Below are 20,962 nucleotides of genomic sequence, written 5' to 3' on the forward strand. Positions count from 1 at the left end.
CGCCCCGGCGGGCGCACCGGCACCGGTGGCCGTCGCGCCGCCGATCAGGGCTCCCACCTGCGGTGATCCACGGCAGGGCTGCGGAGTGTGCGGCGGCCGATAGACTCTCTCGTCATGAGTGTTGACGAGGACACGGCCAACCACGGTCGGCTACTGGGCACCGTCCGTGGTCCGCAGGACGTGAAGCGGATGACCGGCGAACAGCTGGACATCCTCGCCGCCGAGATCCGTGACTTCCTGATCGCCAAGGTGTCCCGCACCGGTGGACACGTCGGCCCCAACCTGGGCGTGGTGGAGCTGACCCTGGCCATGCACCGGGTCTTCGACTCCCCGCGCGACCGGCTCCTGTTCGACACCGGCCACCAGTCGTACGTGCACAAGATCATCACCGGCCGGCAGGACGGCTTCGACAAGCTCCGCCAGCGCGGTGGCCTCTCCGGCTACCCCAGTCAGGCCGAGAGCGAGCACGACCTGATCGAGAACTCGCACGCCTCCACCGCCCTGTCCTACGCCGACGGGCTGGCCAAGGCGTACGCCCTGCGCGGCGAGCAGCGCAGCGTGGTCGCCGTGGTCGGCGACGGGGCGCTCACCGGCGGCATGTGCTGGGAGGCGCTGAACAACATCGCCACCGCCGGCAACCGGCTGGTGATCGTGGTCAACGACAACGGCCGTTCCTACTCGCCCACCATCGGCGGTCTGGCCGACCACCTGTCGTCGCTGCGGCTCAACCCCGGCTACGAGAAGGTCCTCGACACGGTCAAGGACGCCCTGGGCAACACCCCGTTCGTCGGCAAGCCGATGTACGAGGTGCTGCACGCGGTCAAGAAGGGCATCAAGGACGCGGTCGCCCCGCAGGCCATGTTCGAGGACCTCGGCATCAAGTACGTGGGCCCGGTCGACGGGCACGACATCGCCGCCGTCGAGTCGGCGCTGCGCGCGGCCAAGAACTTCGGCGGCCCGGTGATCGTGCACGCGGTGACCCGCAAGGGCTACGGCTACCGCCCGGCCGAGGAGGACGAGGCGGACTGCCTGCACGGTCCGGGCGCGTTCGACGTCGAGACCGGCAAGCTGCTCGCCGCCCCGTCGGTGAAGTGGACCCAGGTCTTCGCCGACGAGCTGGTCGCCATCGCCGACGAGCGGCCCGACGTCGTGGGCATCACCGCCGCGATGGCCGAGCCCACCGGCATCGCCACCCTGGCCCGCAAGCACCCCCACCGGGTGTACGACGTGGGCATCGCCGAGCAGCACGCGGCCACCTCCGCGGCCGGCCTGGCGATGGGCGGCCTGCACCCGGTGGTGGCCGTCTACGCGACCTTCCTCAACCGCGCCTTCGACCAGGTCCTGCTGGACGTGGCGATGCACAAGCTGCCGGTGACGTTCGTGCTGGACCGCGCCGGCATCACCGGGCCGGACGGGCCGAGCCACTACGGCATCTGGGACATGTCGGTCTTCGGGGTGGTGCCGGGGCTGCGGATCGCCGCCCCCCGCGACTCCGCCAGCCTCCGCGAGGAGCTGCGCGAGGCGATCGCCGTCGACGACGGTCCCACCATCGTCCGGTTCCCCACCGGCACCGTCGCCGCCGACCTGCCGGCCATCCGCCGGGTCGGCCCGGTCGACGTGCTGGCCGAGTCGGCCCGTACCGACGTGCTGCTGGTGGCGGTGGGCTCCTTCGGGCTGCTCGGGATGGAGGTGGCGTCCCGGCTGGCCGAGCAGGGCTACGGCGTCACCGTGGTCGACCCGCGTTGGGTGCGTCCGGTGCCGGCCGAGCTGGTCGAGCTGGCCGCCGGGCACCGCCTCGTGGTCAGCGTCGAGGACGGCGTCCGCATCGGCGGTGTCGGTGACGCGCTGGGCCAGGCGATGCGCGACGCCGACGTCCGGGTGCCGCTGCGCGACCTGGGCGTACCGGCCGACTGGCACCCGCACGGCACCCGGGCGCAGATCCTGGCCGACCTGCGGCTGACCGCGCAGGACGTGGCCCGCGACGTCACCGGCTGGATCTCCGGCCTGGACGGCGACGCCCCCTCGGTGGAGACGGTCCGCCTACCGGCCTCCGACACCACCCCCAACTGACCCACCCCGACCCCGCATGGGCGGTCACGGCACTGCCGTGACCGCCCATGCCCCGTCTCCCGCGCGCCCTCGGCCCTCGGCCCGCCGCGCGCCCTCGACCCGCCGCCGCTGACCCCGGTGATCAAGAGGTTTGCGTCACTGTGGCCGCTGCCGGTGACGCAAACCTCTTGATCACCGGGGCGATCCGGGGAGACGGAGCGATCGGGGCGATCCGGGGAGTCGGGGAGGGCGAGGTGGGGTGGGCGGAGGGTCAGCGGCCGCCGGCGGAGCGGTAGTAGGTCTTCTCGGCGGTGGCCAGGCTGAAGGTCTGCCGGGAGGCGGGCATCGGGACGACCACCAGGCCGGGACGTTCCACCAGGCGGGGGGTGCCCGGGGGCACCGACAGGGAGGCGTCCCGGTTGCCCCGCCAGGTCAGCACCACCAGCGGCTGCCCCGGCACCGGCAGCACGTACGTCTGCAACGGGTTGGACCGGTCGGCGGGGGAGACCACCGGGGTGCCGTCGCCGGCCGGACGGTAGACCACCGCGGTCATCGTCCCCGCGTCGGTCTCCCAGGTGAGCTGCTCCAGGTCGCCGGGGTCGTTCCCGCCACCCAGCGTCATCTCGCCGATGGCCCGGACGGCCACCTTCTCCATCGGCCACGACTCGGGCACCGACCGGGGAGCGTCCCGGTCGCCGATGCGGCGCGGAATGCTGCCGAACGGCCCCTGCTCGTCGGCCAGCACGCAGGTGTCCAACCCGTCGAGGGCCCGCCGGCCGGAGCCGGTGTCGTCGCGGACCAGGGGATACCTCGGGTCGACGGTGGCTGCGCCCAGGTCGAGCAGACGGTCGGCGGCCCGCCCCCGGGGCAGCGACTCGGTGGCCCGCAGGGTGGCCGTCACCGGCACCGCCCGGCAGTCGGGCACCTTCACCGTGCCGGTCAGCCCGTCGGTCAGCATCAGCGCCCGGCCGTCCGGGCCGAGCAGCCGCTCCACCCGGCCGGAGGTCAGGTAGCGCCGGCCGTCCGGCAGGCGCAGTGGGAGGACGTCGGCGTAGACCAGGTAACCCGGGTCGGTGTACTCGCTCGCGCGGGTCACCTCGTACCGGCCGTCACGGCCGGTGAGCTGGAGCAACCAGGAGGCGCTCTCCCCGGGCACGTCGGCGGCGACCAGGGCCAGCGGCACACCGTCGACCGCACCCGACCAGAGGATCCCCGACGACGGCAGGTGGACCCGGTCGTCGATCGGGGAGCGCCAGGCGCGGACCGCCTCGGTCACCGCCGCCGTCGCCGCGGCGTCCCCGGCGAGCGCTCCGCGCGGCGGCCACACCGCACGGGTGCCGTCCAGGCTGTCGTAGCCGACCCGCAGCTCGTGGACCTGACGCGAGGTGACCGGGCCGCACGCCGGGGCCACCAGCAGCAGGGCGAGCAGCGCGGCGACCGTCGTGCCGCGACGGCGAACCGAAGCCATCCCTACGCCCCCGATCGCGTCACCGTCGTTGTCGGAAGCCCACATGGTACGCAACGCCCGGTGACGCCCCGCAGCCGTGTCCCGATGGCCACAAGGGACACCACAGTGAATTTCGGGCTTTTTCCCGGCTCCGGTAGACTCCGCCGACTGTGACGTCTGCCGAGCCCCGTGGCGCCTCCGCACCGGCCCCCGACGACTCCGGGGGCTCCGCCCGCGGCACGACGGCCACCGCGACCGCGCCCCCACCCGTGACCCGTCCCACCCCTGCCGACCTGCGCCTCACCGACGTGCCGGCACCCGTGGACCGGACGGTCGAGGCGACGCCGGTCGACGCGCCGCCGGTGGGAGCGGCACCCGACGGGGCGGCCACGGCACCGGACGGCGACGGCGACGGTGCGGCGGCAGTGGTCGTACCGGAGCGGGGGGCTGCGGACACGGACGGTGACGGCACGACGCCGGCCGCGTGGTGGCGGCGCTGGCGCTGGACCGCCCGCCGCAAGGACCTGGTGGTGTACGGCATCTTCCTGCTCGTCGCGCTCTGGGTGACCAGCCGGATCTGGGCCGACCCGGCCGGCCGGGTGGCCTCGCTCTACAGCAGCGACCCGGCGCAGGTGCAGTTCTTCCTCGCCCACTCGGTGCGGGTGGTGCTGCACGGGGAGTTCCCGTTCTACACCGACCAGTTCAACTTCCCCGACGGCGTCAACCTGATGGCCAACACGGCGGTGCTGGCGCTGGGCATCCCGATGGTGCCGGTCACCCTGCTGTTCGGGCCGGCGGTGTCCTTCGTGGTGCTGGTCACCCTCGGCCTCGCCGGCACCGCCGCCGCCTGGTACCACGTGCTGTCCCGGCACCTGGTGCGGCGGCGGTTCGCCGCGGCGGTCGGCGGCTGGTTCTGCGGGTTCTCCCCGGCGATGCTCTCGCACGCCAACTGGCACCCCAACATCATCAGCCAGTTCCTGCTGCCGTTCATCGTGTGGCGGGTGATGGTGCTGACCCGTTCCACCCGGCCGGTACGCGACGGGCTGCTGCTCGCCGTGCTGGTCACCGGACAGGCGTTCATCAACGAGGAGATCCTGCTCTTCACCGCTCTGGCCTGCGGCATCTTCCTGATCGCCATGGTGGCCCAGCGCCCGGCGCTCTGGTCGGCGGCGTGGCGGCCCCTGGCCAAGGGGCTGGCCGCCTGCGCGGTGCTGGCCGGGGCGCTGCTGGCGTACCCGCTCTACATCCAGTTCGCGGGGCCGATGGCGTACCACGGGCTCAGCGACGCGGTGCAGGACTACGGCAACGACATCGCCGCCTTCTTCGCCCCCGGCTCGCCCACCTTCGGCGGCAACGAACGGGCCAACGTCAACCTGGCGCCGAACTACTCCGAGGAGAACGCCTTCTTCGGCTGGAGCCTGTCGCTGATCGCCGTCGGCATCGTGCTCTGGCTGCGCCGCGAACGCCTCGTCCGGGCGCTCGCCGTCACCGGCGCGTTCTTCGCGCTGCTCTCCCTCGGCGAGCGGATCTCCTGGTGGGGGCGGGACCTGGTCACCGGGCCGTGGGAGCTGCTGGTGCGGCTGCCCCTGCTGGACGCGGTGGTGCCCACCCGGTTCGCCCTGATCACCTCCGTGGTGATCGGCATGCTGCTGGCGCTGGCCGTGCAGCGGGCCTGGACGCTGCGCGGCGCGCAGTGGCAGCACGCCAAGACCGTCACGGTGGCCGCCCTGGTGCTGGCGCTGCTGCCGATCGTGCCGATGCCACTGAAGGTGACCTCCCGCCCGCCGGTGCCGGACTTCATCACCGCCGACCGCTGGCGGGAGTACGTGGGCCCCGGGCAGACCCTGGTGCCGGTGCCCGTGCCCAGCATGGGCAACACCCACGGGATGCGCTGGGCGGCGGCCACCAACCTGGACTTCAAGATCCCGGGGGGCTACTTCCTCGCCCCGCGTAACGGCAACACCGGCGACCCGGGCCGGTTCGGTGGGCGGCCCAGCGGCATCGGGCAGCTCCTCGACGAGGTCGCCACCACCGGGCGGACGACCAAGCTGGACGACCGGCAGCGCCGCCGCAGCCTGGACGAGCTGCGGCACTGGAACGCCGCCGTGCTGGTGCTGCCGCTGCGCCAGCACAACGCGGAGCCGCTGCGCCGCACCGTCGAGCAGCTCGTCGGCCCCGCCCGCCGGGAACTCGACGTGTGGGTGTGGGACGTCCGGCCGCTGTCCGCCCGCACCGCCTGACCGTTGCGGTCCGGCCCGACCGGACCACGGTCCGGCCGGGCCGGGCTGCGCGTCGGGTCGGGCGGGTCAGTCGATTAGGGGGCGGACGTCCCAGAGCCAGACGTCGTCGACCCGCTGCGCCGGGCCGAGCAGGCCGGTCATCAGGTCCCGCAGCACCGCCTCGCGCGGATGGGCCCCCAGCACCACCACCGACGCCCGCCAGAACCGCAGGTCCTCCACCGCCTGCCGGCGGTTCTCCCCGGTCAGCGCGGGCACCGTGCCGGCGTCGATGGTGGCGTAGATCAGGGTGCTGGTGGGTCGGTTCGGCGCGCCGAAGACGCCCTCGCCCAGCTCGTTGGGGCCGATGAAGTAACCACCCGGCACCGGGAACTCGTGCCCGGTCAGCGCGCTCCAACGCAGGGTGGACAGGCCGTGCACGTTGCTCGGGATCGGCACCGGGACCAGGGTGCGCCCCTGCGGCACGTACGGCCGCCAGCCGCCGGCGGTGATGAAGTGCGGCGGCAGGTCGATGTGCTGCGCGGGCAGCGGACGGGGGAACAGCGGCAGCACCGCCAGCGCGATCGCCGCGTACCCGACCGGCCGGACCCACCGGCGACGGGCCGGCGTGGCCTTCCCGGCGCTGTCGGCGGCGCTGTCGTCGGCGGCGGCGCGCGGCGTCGGCACCCGGGACCGGCCGTGGCCGCCGACCGCGTCCCAGGCCAGCGCGAGCAGGACGCCGACCGCGCCGGTCACCACCAGGGTCAGCCGGGTCGGCATCATCATCTCGACCAGCGGCAGGTCGTCCGGGATGTACGCCCACGGGCCGTCCACGGTGGTCTCCACCCCGTTGAACCGGACCTTGGGGCCGATCGCCGCGACGGTGAAGACCACCACCAGCACCCCGGCGATCCGGGCGGCCAGCGACCGCCGCCAGAGCAGCACCAGCGCGGCCAGCGCGACCAGCACCAGCGGCCAGCCGAACCAGGTGTTCTGCTCGGTCAGACCGATGGTCTTCTCGACCGCCTCGTCCCCGGCCACCGTGTCCCGGGCGAAGGTGACGAAGGCCATCAGGTCCTCGCCCCAGTTGTGGAACACCCCGCCCTGCAGGCCCCGGTAGGACTGCGGCCCGTTGAACTGGTACCAGATCGGGTACGCGGTGAGCAGCAGCGCCAGCCCGCCGCCGACCCCGAGCGCGGCCAGGAAGCCGCCGGCCCGCGCGCGGGCCTCGCGGGGCCGCTGCACCACGTACGCCGCCACCGCCACCAGGCAGGCCAGCGCGGTCAGCAGCAGCATCTCCTCGTTGATGAAGACCTGGTATGCCACCAGCAGCCCCAGCACCAGCCCGTCGCGCCGCCACCGGCCGGGCCGGCCCAGCAGCAGCACCCGGGTCACGATCACCGGCAGCAGGAAGTTGGAGACGAAGTTGGGCTGCCCGTTGGCGTGGTGCACGATGCCCGGGGCGAAACCGAGGAACGCGCCGCCGACGAACGCGCCGGCCCGCGAGCGCACCAGGTGCCGGGAGAGCATCCAGTACGAGGTGGCCGCCGTCGCGGCGAGCGCCCCACCCAGGTAGAGCGCGTACGTCACCTGCGGGCCGAACAGCCACGTGACCGGGGCCAGCGGGATGGTCATGCCCAGCAGCGAGGTGTTCGCCATCATGTTCACCCCGTCCGGGGCGTTCTGCCGGGCGCTGAACAGCGGGTTCTCCAGGTGCCGCACCGAGTACGCGCCATGGGTGAACAGCCACTCGAACCAGCTGTGGTCGGTCGGCAGGTGGGACGACACCCGGTGCTGCACGTCCACCCAGTAGTTCAGGCACACGAGAACGCCGATCAGCGCATAGGCTCCGATGGCGAGCACGTCGGCCCGGCCCGGCCGTCGGCGGGGCCGCCCCGGTGGGTCGGTCGCGTCGGGCTCGACCGCGTCGCGCGCGGACGTCGGGTTCAACGAGGGATCTACCACCGGCACGGCCACGACGGGCCATCGTACAGGCGACGACCGGTCGCTCCGGTGACCCGGTGCGTGGCGCTGCGCGTGCACCGGCGGGCGGTCGGCGGGGCATGGCGGTCGAAAGAGGGTGCGCGTGACGGTCATCGATCTGGGTGAACTCCGCGACGATCCGCTGCCACCGCCGTCCGGTCCCGCGCCCCGGGCCGTCGGCCGGCCACTGCGGCTGGCGGTGGTGCTGGCGCTCACCCTGCTGGCGTCGACCGCCGCCGCGCCGGTGGCGGAGCGGGTGGCGGCCGTGGTCCCCGCCCCGCTCGGCACGGTGGCGCTGCTCTACGACGGGGAGGTCTTCCTGCTCGAACCCAGCGGCACCGCCGCCGCCCCCGGCTGGTTGAGTGCCTGGACCGTCCCCACCTCCGCCGGGGCACGGCCGGTACGCCGGTGGCGGATGCCGGTGCCGGTGGTCAGCGGGTCCGCGCAGTTGCGCCGGCACGCCGACCTGCTGCTGCTCACCGGCTCCTCCGGCCGGCTGGACGGGGAGTACCGGACGTTCGCCCACGATCGGGACACCGGCCGGGTGCGGTGGCAGCGGACCGGGTCGGGCCGGTCCGCCGGCCCCGACCTGCTCTTCGAGGACGGCGCGGACGGGCGCATGACGATTAACTCCGTCGATCCGAGCAGCGGGCGGGACCGTTGGTCAGTGCCGGTTCCGTCCGGGATGGTCCTGTTCAGTCCTGCGGCAGACGGGGTGGACCGGATCGTGACGGTGCGCCCGGACGGCCCGGCCGAGGTCTGGGACGCCCGACGCGGGGTACGCCTGCACACCACACCGCTCGACCACGAGGGAACGCCGTCGAACACCGGGTTCGACGTCGTCGGTGACCTGCTGCTCGCCTTCGCGGGGAACTCCGGCCGACTCACCGGGTTCGGCCTCGACGGGCTGGACCGCCGATGGGAGGTGCCGTTGACGACGCCGGTGTTCTTCGTCGCGTGTGGACCGTTGCTCTGCGCGCAGGGCGAGGCCGGCGGGGTGCGGGCGCTGGACCCGGCGACCGGCCGGACGGTGTGGCGCGACAACCGGTGGCAGCTGTCCGGGACCGAACGCGGCGGTCGGATGCTGGCGAGCGGCCTGGGCCGGGGCGTCTGGCACCCGCTGGTGGTGCTCGACATAGCCTCCGGGCGGGTCACCGCCGAACTGGACGTCTGGAACGTCGCCGCGTCGAACAGCCCCGACGGGCCGGTGTTCGGGGTGCGCCCGGCCGGCGACGGCCGGATGCTGGTCGCCGAGCTGGACGTGGCCGCCGCGCGGGCCCGGGTGCGCGACGTGCTGCCGGCGATCTCCGGCGACTGTCAGAGCGACGCGCAGCTGCTGCTGTGCCGGCTGATGGACGGCAGGTTCGGGGTCTGGCGGGTGCCCCGGTGACGGTGATCGACCTGGGTGAGGTCGGTCACCACGACGAGCCGACGCCCCCGCCGGCACGCCGACCCCGGGGCCGGCGGTCGGCCGGCCACCCGGCGACCGTCGCCCTGACCGCGCTGCTCCTGTTGCTCACCCTGGCCGGCGCGGCACCCGGGCCGACCCGGTTGACCCCGGTGCCCGTGCCGGACGTGCCGGAGCCCAGCCACCTGATCGTCGGGGGCCTGCTGGTGCTCGCCTACCCGTCGGCGCTGTCCCCGGCCGGCAGCCGGCAGCTCACCGCGATCGACCTGGCCGACGGGCGGGTCCGCTGGGAGACGTCGCTGTCGCCCCGGCACCAACTGGTGGTGCTGGAGGGGGTCGGCGACGACGTGGTGGTCACCACCGACCCCGGCGGCGAACCGGTCTCCATGGTGCTCGACCACGTCGACGGGCGGGCCCGGTGGCGCCAGCCCGGGGTGGCGGTGCCGACCGCCGACGGCGGGCTGCTGCTGGAGGACCTGCACGTCGACCGGGTGGCGGTACGCGGGGTCGAGCCGGCGACCGGCGCGGCCCGCTGGACGGTCACCGCCGGGGCGGCCACCGTCGGCTACCGGCCGGGGGAGCGCGGTGTCGCGGAACTCGTCGTGGTGACCAGCGCCGGCCGGGCCGAGGCGTACGACGTCGACACCGGCGTTCTTCGGCTCGCGTTCCCGGTGCCGCCCGCCCGCAGCGACCATCACCACGTGGCCCAACCGACCGGTGACCTGCTGCTGGTCGACGGGGAACCGGGCCGGCTGGCCGGCTACGACCTGGCGTCCGGCCAGCGACGGTGGGACACGCCGGTGCCGACGCCGGACGGCTGGTCCGTCCGGTCCTGCGGCGACGCCGTCTGCCTGGGGGAGCCGTTCGGGACCCGGGTGCTCGATCCGGTGACCGGCCGGGTGCGCTGGACCTCCGACTGGTGGGCCCCGGTCGCGTCGGTCGCCGGCCGGATGGTCGGGGTCAGCGCCGACGGGCAGCAGGGGCTGGCCCTGCTCGACGCGGCGACCGGTCGGTCCGTGGCCGAGCTGGGCCGGTGGGAGTTGGTCCACCAGTGGCCGCCCACCGACGCGCTGCTGGTCGTCCGGCCGGTCGGCGGCGGCCGGCAGATGGTGGCCGAGCTGGACCCGACCGACGGCACGCTGCGGGTCCGGGACGTGCTGCCCGGCCGGTGGGAGGCCTGTTCACGGACCCAGGGGGTGCTGGTCTGCTGGCGGCAACGCAACAGCATCGGTGTGTGGCGGATGCCGGACTGACGGTGTCGGGTGGCCCACCTGCGGCCGGGCGTTTGGCCGGCGGCGCTAGGTTGTCGGACAGGTCGGCGAGGAGGTCGGAATGCGGGTGCTGGTGGTCGAGGACGAACGGAACCTCGCCGACGCGATCGTGCGGGGGCTGCGCAAGCGGGGCATGGCGGTCGACGTGGCGTACGACGGGGACGCCGGCCACGAGGCCGCCTTCGTCACCCGGTACGACGTGGTGGTCCTCGACCGCGACCTGCCCGGCATGCACGGCGACCAGATCTGCGCCGAGCTGGCCGCGTCCGGCACCCTCACCCGGGTGCTGATGCTGACCGCCAGCGACAGCGTCGCCGACCGGGTGCAGGGGTTGGGTCTCGGCGCGGACGACTACCTGCCCAAGCCGTTCGCCTTCGACGAGTTGGTGGCCCGGGTGCAGGCGCTGGGCCGGCGGGCCACCCCGCCCGCCCCGCCGGTGCTCCAGGTGGGCGACGTGGTGCTCGACCCGGCCCGCCGGGTGGTCACCCGGGCGGGTGCCCCGGTCGACCTGACGAACAAGGAGTTCGGGGTGCTCAGCGAGCTGGTCAAGGCGCGCGGCGCGGTGGTCTCCAGCGAGGAGCTGCTGGAGCGGGTCTGGGACGCCAACACCGACCCGTTCACCACCATCGTCCGGGTGACCGTGCGGACCCTGCGCAAGAAGCTCGGCGACCCACCGTTGATCGAGACGGTGCACGGTGCCGGCTACCGGACGGTCGGCGCATGAGCGCGGGGAGCGAGCCGGTGTTGCGAGCCCCGCAGTCGCGAAGCGAGGCCGGCACATGAGCGGGCGGGTACGGCGGGGCGGCTGCCCGGGGCCCGGGGTGCGGTCGTGACCCGGCGGCCGCGGCCTACCCTGCGGTTACGGTTGACGCTGCTCAACGGGGTGCTGCTGGTCGGGGCCGGGGCGATCCTGGTGACGTTGGCCTGGCTGCTGGTGCGTGACGCGCTGCGGCCCACCGACGAGCTGCGGCCGGGCACCACCGTGCTGCTGGCCGACGGGCGGTCGCTGGACGCGGCGGTGTGGCAGCGGCAACTGGTCGACGCCGCCTCTGACGAGCTGCTGGTCAAGGGCCTGCTGGCGCTGCTGGCGATCAGCGTGGTCGGGGTGGCCGGGGCGTACTGGGTGGCCGGCCGGACGCTGCGCCCGCTGCACCAGGTCACCGCGACCGCGCGCCGACTCGGCGAGACCACGCTCGACCAGCGGATCGGCTGGTCCGGGGCGGACGACGAGGTGGCCGAGCTGGCCCGGACCTTCGACGCGATGCTGGACCGGATCACCGCCGCCTTCGAGGCGCAGAAACGTTTCGTCGCCAACGCCTCGCACGAGCTGCGCACCCCGCTGGCGGTGATGCGTACCGAGATCGACGTGACGCTCAGCGACGACGAGGCGGACGCCGCCGAGTACCGCCGGATGGCCACCGTGGTCCGGGACGCCTCGGAACGCGCCAACGGTCTGGTGGACGCGCTGCTGGTGTTGGCCCGCAGCGAGGCCCAGACGGGTCGACGGCTGTCCCGGCGTACGGAGTGTGACCTGGCCACCGGCACCGCCAACGCGTTGTCCGCCATGTCCCGCGAGGTGGAGCGGATCGGGTTGCGGGTGCAGTCCTCACTGCGGCCGGCCCCGGTGACCGGCGACCCGGGCCTGCTGGACCGGCTGGCCGGGAACCTGATCGAGAACGCGGTGCGCTACAACCACCTGCACGGCCGGCTCTGGGTGCGTACCGGCACCGACGGGCGCTCGTCCTGGCTGGTGGTGCGCAACACCGGGTTCGAGGTGGACCAGGCCGACGTGCCGGGGCTGTTCGAGCCGTTCCGCCGGGGCGGGCGGGAACGCACCGGGGCCCGGGGTTCCGGGCTGGGCCTGTCGATCGTCCGGGCGGTCTGCGACGCGCACGGCGGCACGGTTCAGGTCACCGCGCAGAAGGGCGGGGGCCTGGAGGTGACCGTCACGCTGCCCTCGGCCGACCAGACTCCGGGTTGAACCGGCTTGCCGGCCGGCGGGACGCCTGCAATGATCACACCGTCGGCCCGGTCCGAGGAGAGGGGGTGCGGTAGATGTCCATCATGACCTGTCCCGCGCCCCGCCCTGCCCACCGCTGACACCGCACGTCACGGGGCGCGTTCCACTGCTGCGAAAGGCAGACCCGTGAGCGCACGGATCCACAACCTCGGTATCGACTGTCACGACACCTACGCCCTGGCCGGTTTCTGGGCGCAGGTCTTCGAGTGCCCCCGCCAGCCCGACGACCACCCCGGTGACCCGGAGGCGATGCTGTTGCCGCCGGGCGGGCCGGAGGTGCTCTTCCTGGCCGTGCCGGAGGGCAAGTCGGTGAAGAACCGCCTGCACCTCGACCTGGAGCCGGTCGACCGGACCCGGGACGAGGAGGTCGCGCGGCTGCTGGCCGTCGGTGCCGTCCAGGTCGACGACCAGCGTCGGCCCGACGGCACCGGCTGGGTGGTGCTGGCCGACCCGGAGGGCAACGAGTTCTGCGTGCTGCGCAGCGCCGCCGAGCGGGCCGCCACCTCCGGCTGACCGCCACCTCCGGCTGACCGTCGGCGCGGCTGAGCTGCCGGCGGGCCGTGGCCTGGACGCCGACGGGCCCCGTCCACCGTGTGGTGGACGGGGCCCGTCGGGGCGACCCCGGTGGGTCAGCCCTTCTTCTCGATCTGCCCGCGCATGGTGACGAACTCGGACTTCAGCTCGGCGGCCGACTTGTAGTACTGGACGATCAGGCCCACGCTGCCCCGGTCGGCCCAGATGCAGACGCCCAGCGGGACGCCCTCGCTCTTGCCGTCGCCGCACTTGGCGTCGCCACCGAGCGGGCCGGCGTCGACGGCCGCCATGTTGGTGACGTTGAGCTGGCTGGAGATGCCGTTGACGGCGTCGTCGAGTTCCTTCTTGGGGTCGACCATCACACCGGACGCGGCGGCGATCATCAGCAGGTCCCGCTTGGCCGGGTCACCGTAGAAGGCACCTGCGGTGCTCGTCTCGTTCTGCACGGACTTCTTCATCTCGGTGACCAGGCTGTCGGCGACCGCCTTCAGGCCCGGCTCGGTGACCTGCGGGCGGCCGGCCAGGGTGGCGGGGGCGGACACGGTCGTGTTGGCGGCGTCCACCGCCTCCTTGACGTCGTCCTTGAGGGCGAAGGCGGCGATCGCCGCGCCGCCGAGGCAGAGCACCAGCAGCACGGCCAGCACGATCAGCACGATCTTGCCGACGGACCGCTTCTTCGCCGGCGCGGGCCCGGCGGCGTACGGGGTCGCCCCGACGCCGTCCGGCTGCTGTGGGAAGCCGCCCTGCGGTGCCGGCGGCGGCGGGTAGCCGCCCTGCGGCGCGTCGCCGTCCGGCTGGTGGGCGGGAGGGGTGGTCGGGGGCTGGGACATCAGATCGGCTCCAGAGATCGTTTGTTGAGGCCGGGTGATCTTAGCCAGCCCGACCGACATCCCTCGCCGCCGACCGGTCCGCCCGGGGTCGTCGCCCCGGACCATCCCGGGTCACCAGCCGGTGGGCGCGGACAGCCGCAGGGGCGGCCACGAGGTCCGGTGGACCCGTGACCGCCCCGTGGCGGATCAGTCCCGCTTCTCGATCTGACCCCGGATGGCGACGAACTCGGACTTCGCCTTGGCCGCCGAGGAGAAGTACATGACGATCATGCCGACGCTGCCGTGGTCGGCCCAGACGCAGACGCCGAGCGCGATGCCGGACGCCTTGCCGTCACCGCACTTCGCGACCCCGCCCAGCGGACCCGGGTCGATGGTGGACATCTTGGTGACCGAGAGCGAGCTGCCCAGCCCCTTGACCGCGTCGTCCAGCTCCTGCTCGGGCAGGATGACCGGGCCGGACGCACCGGCCATCATCACCATGTTCCTGCTGGACGCGCTGCCGTAGAACGCGCTCACCGCGCCCGTCTCGTTGCGGACCTCGGACTTCATGTCGCGGACCATCTGGTCGGCGATCCGGCGCAGCTCCGGGTCGGTGCTCTTGGACCGGCCACCGAGGGTCGACGGGGTCACCAGCCGGATCGGGCCCGGGTCGTCGGCGCTCTCGGTGGGGGTCGGCTCGGGGGTCGGGCTGTCGGTCTCGACGGGGGTGGGGCTCGGGGTGGGCGACGTGACCGCGGTGGGCGTCGGCGACGGGGTCGGCGTCTTCGGGTCGTCGTCGTCGCTCAGGGCGACCCAGGTGAGGCCGCCGCCGCCGAGGCAGAGCACCAGGAGCCCGGCGAGCCCCAGCGACAGCAGCAGCGGCAGCTTCGACCGCTGGGGTGCGGGGGCGTGCGGGGGGCCCGGCGGGGAGCTGAACGGCGCGCCGCCGAAGCCGGCGTACCGCTGCGCGGCCGGGTCGGGGTAGCCGCCCGACCCGGCGGCACCCGGGTAGCCCGGTTGCGGGCCGGGATAACCGGGCTGCGGGGAGCCGGGATAGCCGGACGGGGCCGCGCCCGGGTAGCCGGGCTGCGGGGGCGCCTGATAGCCGGGCTGCGGGGCACCCGGATAGCCGGACGGTGGGGTGGCGGGCGGCCCGGAGTGGGGGGCGCCGGGGTAGCCCGACGGCGGGGTGGCGGGCGGCCCGGAGTGCGGGGCACCGGGGTAGCCGCCCTGCGCCGGGTCGGACTGCGGCCAGCCGCCGTACTGCGGGCCGGGGTAGGCGTCGGCCGGCGGGCCCGACTGCGGATCGGCGGGCCATCCGCCGGGCTGCGATCCCGACGGGTACGGCGTGGTGGGCCAGCCGCCACCCTGCGGCGGGGTGTGCGGGCCCTCGGGCGGCACCGGAGGGCCGTCGGAGTAGTGACCGGTGGGCGAGCCGTGCTCCGGCTGCCCGGACCAGGGATCGACCGGCGGTGAGGTCATCAGATCAGCTCCAGGCGAGGGTGAGAACGCGTGATGGTAGCCAGACGGAGCCCGGCCGCGCAGCCCCCCGAGTCTGACGAGGGTACGCAAACGACGATCGCGGTGGCCACGATATCCCGGGGGGAGGACATCGGCGGCCACCGCGATCGGCGGGGGAGCGGGGATGGTTCAGGCGCGCAGGCTGGCGGCCCCAGGCGGCAGGAAACGCCGTCCGGTGACCCGCTCGGAGGTGCCGGTCCGGTCCAGGTACGGGGTGATCCCGCCCAGGTGGAACGGCCAACCGGCACCGAGGATCATGCACAGGTCGATGTCCTGCGCCTCGGCGACGACGCCCTCGTCGAGCATCAGCCGGATCTCCTGCGCCAGCGCGTCGAGGGCGTTCTGCCGGACCTGCTCGGCGGTGAGTGGCTGGTCCCCGACGACGAGCAGCTTGGCCACCTCGTCGTTGATCCGGTCCTCGACGACGATCGGCTGACCCGAGTCGGCGATCCGACGGAGATTCTCGCTGACGTCGAACCGGTCCGGGTACGCCGCGTGCAGGGTGCCGCCCACGTGGCACGCCACCGCCGGCCCGACCAGCTGGAGCAGGGCGAGCGGGCGCATCGGCAGCCCCAGCGGGTCCAGCGCGCTGTCCGCCACGTCGAGCGGGGTGCCCGCGTCGACGGCGGCGAACACGGTGCCCAGGAAGCGGGTGAGCAGCCGGTTGACCACGAACGCCGGCGCGTCGGAGACCAGCACCGAGGACTTCTTCAACTGCTTGCCCACGGCGAACGCGGTGGCCAGGGTGGCGTCGTCGGTCCGTTCGCCCCGGACGATCTCCAGCAGCGGCAGCACCGCCACCGGGTTGAAGAAGTGGAAGCCGACCAGCCGCTGCGGGTGCTCCAGCTCGGCGGCCATCGCCGTGATCGACAGCGAGGAGGTGTTGGTGGCGAGCACCGCCTCCGGCGCGACGATCTTCTCCAGCTCGGCCCAGACCTGCTTCTTGACGTCCAGGTCCTCGAAGACGGCCTCGATGACGAAGTCGGCGTCGGCGAAGACGGACTTGTCGACCGAGCCCGAGACCAGGCCGTACAGCTTGGCGGCGGTGCCCTTGTCCATCCGGCCCTTGCTGACGGCCTTCTCGATCTGGGTGTGCACGTAGCCGACACCCTTGTCGACCCGGGACTGGTCGAGGTCGGTCAGCACGACCGGCACCTGGAGGCGGCGGGCGAACAGCAGGGCGAGCTGGCTGGCCATCAGGCCGGCGCCGACGATGCCGACCTTGGTGACCGGGCGGGCCAGGCCCTTGTCCGGCGCGCCGGCCGGCCGCTTGGCCCGCCGTTGCACCAGGTCGAAGGCGTACAGACCGCTGCGCAGCTCCTCCGAGAAGATCAGGTCGGCCAGCGCCTCGTCCTCGGCGGCGGTGCCGGTGGCGAAGTCGGCGTCCTTCGCCGTCTCCAGCAGGTCCAGCGCCTTGTACGCGGCCGGCACCGCGCCGTGCAGCCGCGCATCGAGGGTCTGCCGGGCGAAGTAGAGCACGCCCGCCCACATGTCCCTGTCGACCTCGGGCCGGGTGACGGTGACCTCGCCCTGCACCACCCCGGCGGCCCACTGCAGCGACCGCTCCAGGAAGTCGGCCGGCTCCAGCAGCACGTCCGCGATGCCCATCTCGGCGGCCTGCTTCGGCTTGAGCATCTTGTTCTGCATCAGCGGGTTCTGCAGGATCACCTGGGTGGCGGCGGGGATGCCGATCAGGTTCGGCAGCAGTTGGGTGCCGCCCCAGCCGGGCACCAGCCCGAGCGACACCTCGGGCAGGGCCAACGCCGCCGCGCCGCCGGACAGCGTCCGGTAGTGGCAGTGCAGGGCCAGTTCCAGTCCGCCGCCCATCGCCGCGCCGTTGACGAAGGCGAAGGTGGGTACGGCGCTGTCCCTGAGCCGGGCGAAGACCCGGTGGCCGAGCCGGCCGATCTCCAGCGCCTGCTCCCGGTCGGCCAGCGCGGGCAGGCTGGTGATGTCCGCGCCCACGCAGAAGATGTACGGCTTGCCGGTGACCGCGACGAACGCCGGCTCCGCGGCCAGGGCGGCGCTGATCGCCTCGTCGAGGCTGGCCAGTCCGGCCGGGCCGAAGGTGTTCGGCTTGGTGTGGTCGAGACCGTTGTCCAGGGTGATCAGGGCGGCGGGCCGGTCCAGCCCCGGCACGGTCACCTGCCGCAGCAGCGCCCGGGTGACGACCTCGTTCGGTGCGACCAACGCGCTCACTTGACGCCCTCCCAGTTCGGGTTCTCCCAGATGACCGTGCCGCCCATGCCGATGCCGATGCACATGGCGGTGAGGCCGTAGCGCACCTCGGGGTGCTCGGCGAACTGCCGGGCGAGCTGCGTCATCAGCCGTACGCCGGAGGAGGCGAGCGGGTGACCGATGGCGATCGCGCCGCCCCACGGGTTGACCCGGGGGTCGTCGTCGGCGATGCCGAAGTGGTCGAGGAAGGCGAGCACCTGCACGGCGAACGCCTCGTTCAGCTCGAACAGGCCGATGTCGTCGATGCTCAGGCCGGCGATGCGCAGCGCCTTCTCGGTCGACGGGATCGGGCCGACGCCCATCACCTCGGGCTCGACGCCGACGTAGCCGTACGACACCAGCCGCATCGCGACCGGCAGGCCCAGCTCACGGGCGGTGGCCTCGTCGGCGAGCAGGCTGGCGGTGGCACCGTCGTTGAGGCCGGCCGCGTTGCCGGCGGTGACCTTGCCGTGCGGGCGGAACGGGGTCTTCAGGGTGGCCAGCTTCTCAAGCGAGGTCTCCCGGGGCGCCTCGTCGGCGGTGGCCAGGCCCCAGCCGCCCTCGTCGTCGCGGATCGCGACCGGCACCAGGTCGGCCTGGAGCTTGCCGTCGGCGTACGCCTTGGCGGTCTTGAGCTGCGAGGCGAGCGCGAACGCGTCGGTGCGCTCCTTGGTGATGTGCGGGACCCGGTCGTGCAGGTTCTCGGCGGTGGCCCCCATCACCAGGGCGGACGGGTCGACCAGCTTCTCGGCGATGATCCGCGGGTTGGGGTCGACGCCCTCGCCCATCGGGTGCCGGCCCATGTGCTCGACACCACCGGCGATGGCGATGTCGTACGCGCCCATCGCGATGCCACCGGCGACGGCGGTGACGGCGGTCATCGCCCCGGCGCACATCCGGTCGACGGCGAAGCCGGGGACGGTCTTGGGCAGTCCGGACAGCAGGGCGGCGGTGCGGCCGATGGTGAGGCCCTGATCGCCGATCTGGGTGGTGGCGGCGACTGCCACCTCCTCGACCCGCTCCGGGGGCAGCTGCGGATTGCGGCGCAGCAGCTCACGGATGCAGCGGATGACCAGGTCGTCGGCGCGGGTGTTGGCGTACATGCCACCCGCCTTGCCGAACGGGGTGCGGACACCGTCGACGAAGACGACATCCCGAACTTCTCGGGGCACTTGGAGCCTCCTTATCGACCACGACCCGGCCGACGCGCCGCGGGGGCGGCACGGGTCGGGTGAGGGTCGGCCGGCACTGGCGTTTCCCGAGGAATGCTACTCGCCAGTAACCATAGCCGTCACCACCCCCGGTGTGGCCCACCCCACACTCGCGGACCGGGTGCGCCGGTGGTGGCGGCGCACCCGGGTCCCCGGCGGGCGGGGCGGTGGCTCAGGCCCGGGGCACGGGCAGCAGTGCCTCGGCGAGCGCGGGCAGCAGGAGCGAGAGCTGCCACTGGCGCGCGCCGTAGCCGCGCAGCACCTCGGTGACGGTGTCCACGGTGATCTCGTCGGGCGGCTGCCAGGCGAGCCGACGGACCGAGTCCGGGGTGATCAGGTTCTCCGGCGGGAGCCGGTGCTCACCGGCGACGCGGACCACCACCTCCCGGCAGCGGGCCAGCCGCCCGGCGGCCACCGGGTCGCGCTCCGCCCACCGGTGCGGCGGGGGCGGCCCCTCCACCGTCGGGGTGACCGGCAACGCGTCGTCGGCCAACTGGCGGGCCTCGTCGAGCGCCGTCAGCCAGGACCGGGCCAGCCGGCGCACCGACCGGCCGCCGAACCCGGGCAGGGTCAGCAGCGTCTTCTCGTCCTTCGGGTCCAGCTCGGCGGCGGCGATGATCGCCGAGTCGGGCAGCACCCGGCCCGGAGCGGCGTCACGGCGCACGGCGATCTGGTCCCGGGCGTACCACAGGGCCCGGACCCGGGCCTGCGCCCGCGCCCCCCGCACCCGGTGGATGCCGGAGGTCCGCCGCCACGGCTCCGCCCGCACCCGGGGCGGCCGGGTGGCCCAGGTGATCAGCGCGGCGAACTCCTCCGCCGCCCACGCCGACTTGCCCTGCGCCTGGAGCTCCGCGTCCAGCGCGTCGCGCAGGTCGACGAGCATCTCCACGTCCAGCGCCGCGTAGGTCAGCCAGGACTCGGGCAGCGGACGGCTGGACCAGTCGGCCGCCGAGTGGTGCTTCTCCAGGGTGTAGCCGAGCAACTGCTCGGTCAGCGCGGCCAGACCGACCCGCTCGAAGCCGGCGAGCCGCGCGGCCAGCTCGGTGTCGAACAACCGGCGCGGACGCAACCCCAGCTCGGCCAGGCAGGCCAGATCCTGGCTGGCGGCGTGCAGCACCCATTCGGCGTCGCCGATCGCCTCGTCGAGGGCGGTCAGGTCGGGCAGTGGCAGCGGGTCGATCAGCGTGGTGCCGGCCCCCTCCCGGCGCAGCTGCACCAGGTAGGCCCGCTGGCTGTAGCGGTATCCGGAGGCCCGCTCGGCGTCCAGGGCCACCGGGCCGGTGCCCGCCGCGAAGCGGGCCACGACCTCGTCCAGCTCGGCGGGGGTGGCCACCGGCTGGGGGGTGCCGTCGCGGGGCGCGGTCAGCGGTACGGGCCCGCCGGAGGGCTGCTCGGTGCCCGCGTCCGCCGGCTCCGCGACGGCCGGGGGCGGAACGTCTGCCGTACGGCTTTCGGCGGCCCGACGGCGCAGGGGTGGTTCGTCGGTCACCTGGCAACCCTAGTGCGCCCGGGCGACATGGTGTGCGCAGGCGGTCCGGTGTGTGTCGTCCCGGTGTCCGGCAGGGGTCCGGGCGGTGAGGACGGCCACCTCGCGGGTGAGACATTCCGCGTCGGGCCGGACGTCCCCGGGGCGTCGGGGACATCCGCTTGTGCTCCGGGCGTGTCGCGCCGCTACCGGCGGGGCGGCCGGTGGTCAGGCCGCGCCGGCCGGCCGGCGGTCGGTGAGCGCGGTGACGCCGGGCGGCGGCAGCCCCGCGGTGGAGGCGAGCAGCGCGCACCAGGCCGACAGGTGCGCACCCAGGTCCTCGCCGAGCGGCGTCCAGGACGCCCGGATCTCGACGTCCCCGGCGGCGGGCGGGCCGGCCAGGTCGCCGAACCGGGTCGACACGGTCTGGGTGACCGTGCCACCGGCCGCCCGGTAGCACGCCCGGTGCGCCTCCAACGCGTCGGTGAGCCAGGTCCAGCCCACCCCGGGCAGCAGCGGATCGGCGGCCAGGTCGACCTCCAGGTCGGCGGTCACGTAGGTGACCAGCCGCAGGGTGCCCTGCCAGGCGTCGTGCCCGGCCGGGTCGTGCAGCAGGATCAGCCGCCCGTCGGCCACCTCGTCGTCGTCGCGCAGCACGGTGGCGGAGAGGGCGAACGCGTAGGGGGCGAGCCGCTGGGGCGCGCCGACCTCCTCCAGGACGATCTCCGCCCGGGGGGTGACCGACCGCAGGCCGGCGACCGCGCGGGCGAACGTCTCCGGGAGCGCGATCGGGGGGGCCATGACCGGCAGC

General features: G+C 74.1%; 15 protein-coding genes. 7 read left to right on the forward strand and 8 right to left on the reverse strand.

Translation table 11 applies throughout. From position 1 onward, the window contains the following. Positions 1-114 precede the first annotated feature (114 nt). Entirely contained in the window at positions 115-2,070 is a 1,956-nt protein-coding gene (gene dxs / locus JQX11_RS06155; RefSeq protein ID WP_204923987.1) for a 1-deoxy-D-xylulose-5-phosphate synthase, read from the forward strand. A gap of 250 nt (positions 2,071-2,320) precedes the next feature. On the opposite strand, the gene JQX11_RS06160 is transcribed toward dxs, so the two are convergent. Further along, complete coding sequence (locus JQX11_RS06160) at positions 2,321-3,517, reverse strand: hypothetical protein (protein WP_204923988.1); 1,197 nt, start codon at positions 3,515-3,517, stop codon at positions 2,321-2,323. A gap of 299 nt (positions 3,518-3,816) precedes the next feature. Between JQX11_RS06160 and JQX11_RS06165 the strand changes: the two genes are divergently transcribed. After that, a complete protein-coding gene (locus tag JQX11_RS06165; protein WP_372444565.1) occupies positions 3,817-5,736 on the forward strand; it encodes a hypothetical protein in 1,920 nt (639 codons plus the stop codon). 66 nt (positions 5,737-5,802) lie between these two features. Here JQX11_RS06165 and JQX11_RS06170 read toward each other — a convergent pair whose 3' ends face one another. Then, positions 5,803-7,662, reverse strand: a complete 1,860-nt coding sequence (locus tag JQX11_RS06170; protein ID WP_372444566.1) for a hypothetical protein — start codon at positions 7,660-7,662, stop codon at positions 5,803-5,805. 136 nt (positions 7,663-7,798) lie between these two features. On the opposite strand from JQX11_RS06170, the gene JQX11_RS06175 reads away from it, so the two are divergent. From JQX11_RS06175 to JQX11_RS06195, 5 genes are all read left to right on the forward strand, one after another. Next, the gene (locus JQX11_RS06175) at positions 7,799-9,085 is read left to right on the forward strand and encodes an outer membrane protein assembly factor BamB family protein (RefSeq protein WP_204923990.1); all 1,287 of its coding nucleotides are present in this window, start codon (positions 7,799-7,801) and stop codon (positions 9,083-9,085) included. Beyond that, complete coding sequence (locus JQX11_RS06180; protein ID WP_204923991.1) at positions 9,082-10,356, forward strand: outer membrane protein assembly factor BamB family protein; 1,275 nt, start codon at positions 9,082-9,084, stop codon at positions 10,354-10,356. The genes JQX11_RS06175 and JQX11_RS06180 overlap by 4 nt, the downstream gene beginning before the upstream one ends. Positions 10,357-10,435: 79 nt before the next feature. Then, a complete protein-coding gene (locus JQX11_RS06185; protein WP_204923992.1) occupies positions 10,436-11,098 on the forward strand; it encodes a response regulator transcription factor in 663 nt (220 codons plus the stop codon). A 105-nt stretch (positions 11,099-11,203) separates the two neighbouring features. Beyond that, positions 11,204-12,355, forward strand: coding sequence for a sensor histidine kinase (locus JQX11_RS06190; protein WP_204923993.1), 1,152 nt, complete (start codon positions 11,204-11,206; stop codon positions 12,353-12,355). A 165-nt stretch (positions 12,356-12,520) separates the two neighbouring features. Next, positions 12,521-12,907, forward strand: coding sequence for a VOC family protein (locus JQX11_RS06195; RefSeq protein ID WP_204923994.1), 387 nt, complete (start codon positions 12,521-12,523; stop codon positions 12,905-12,907). Between the two features lie 116 nt (positions 12,908-13,023). Here the strand turns inward: JQX11_RS06195 and JQX11_RS06200 are convergent, their stop codons facing one another. From JQX11_RS06200 to JQX11_RS06225, 6 genes are all read right to left on the reverse strand, one after another. Then, positions 13,024-13,758, reverse strand: a complete 735-nt coding sequence (locus JQX11_RS06200; protein WP_204923995.1) for a hypothetical protein — start codon at positions 13,756-13,758, stop codon at positions 13,024-13,026. Positions 13,759-13,944: 186 nt separating this feature from the next. After that, positions 13,945-15,219: a hypothetical protein gene (locus tag JQX11_RS06205; RefSeq protein WP_204923996.1), complete on the reverse strand. Its 1,275-nt coding sequence runs from the start codon at positions 15,217-15,219 to the stop codon at positions 13,945-13,947. Positions 15,220-15,387: 168 nt separating this feature from the next. Then, a complete protein-coding gene (locus JQX11_RS06210; protein ID WP_204923997.1) occupies positions 15,388-17,457 on the reverse strand; it encodes a 3-hydroxyacyl-CoA dehydrogenase NAD-binding domain-containing protein in 2,070 nt (689 codons plus the stop codon). After that, positions 17,454-18,647, reverse strand: coding sequence for a thiolase family protein (locus JQX11_RS06215; RefSeq protein ID WP_204923998.1), 1,194 nt, complete (start codon positions 18,645-18,647; stop codon positions 17,454-17,456). The genes JQX11_RS06210 and JQX11_RS06215 overlap by 4 nt, the downstream gene beginning before the upstream one ends. 211 nt (positions 18,648-18,858) lie before the next feature. After that, complete coding sequence (locus JQX11_RS06220) at positions 18,859-20,175, reverse strand: ribonuclease D (RefSeq protein WP_204923999.1); 1,317 nt, start codon at positions 20,173-20,175, stop codon at positions 18,859-18,861. Between the two features lie 204 nt (positions 20,176-20,379). Then, on the reverse strand, positions 20,380-20,952 hold the full coding sequence (locus tag JQX11_RS06225) for a DUF3000 domain-containing protein (protein WP_204924000.1): 573 nt from the start codon (positions 20,950-20,952) through the stop codon (positions 20,380-20,382). Between the last annotated feature and the right edge of the window lie 10 nt (positions 20,953-20,962).

Origin of the sequence: Micromonospora humida, assembly GCF_016901255.1 — a bacterium.
Lineage (GTDB): Bacteria > Actinomycetota > Actinomycetes > Mycobacteriales > Micromonosporaceae > Micromonospora > Micromonospora wenchangensis.

Bases quoted from the DNA above. Each gene is read 5' to 3' on its own strand.
- dxs (WP_204923987.1), top strand. From the start codon at position 115: ATGAGTGTTGACGAGGACACGGCCAACCACGGTCGGCTACTGGGCACC.
- JQX11_RS06160 (WP_204923988.1), bottom strand. From the start codon at position 3,517: ATGGCTTCGGTTCGCCGTCGCGGCACGACGGTCGCCGCGCTGCTCGCC.
- JQX11_RS06185 (WP_204923992.1), top strand. From the start codon at position 10,436: ATGCGGGTGCTGGTGGTCGAGGACGAACGGAACCTCGCCGACGCGATC.
- JQX11_RS06200 (WP_204923995.1), bottom strand. From the start codon at position 13,758: ATGTCCCAGCCCCCGACCACCCCTCCCGCCCACCAGCCGGACGGCGAC.
- JQX11_RS06205 (WP_204923996.1), bottom strand. From the start codon at position 15,219: ATGACCTCACCGCCGGTCGATCCCTGGTCCGGGCAGCCGGAGCACGGC.
- JQX11_RS06225 (WP_204924000.1), bottom strand. From the start codon at position 20,952: ATGGCCCCCCCGATCGCGCTCCCGGAGACGTTCGCCCGCGCGGTCGCC.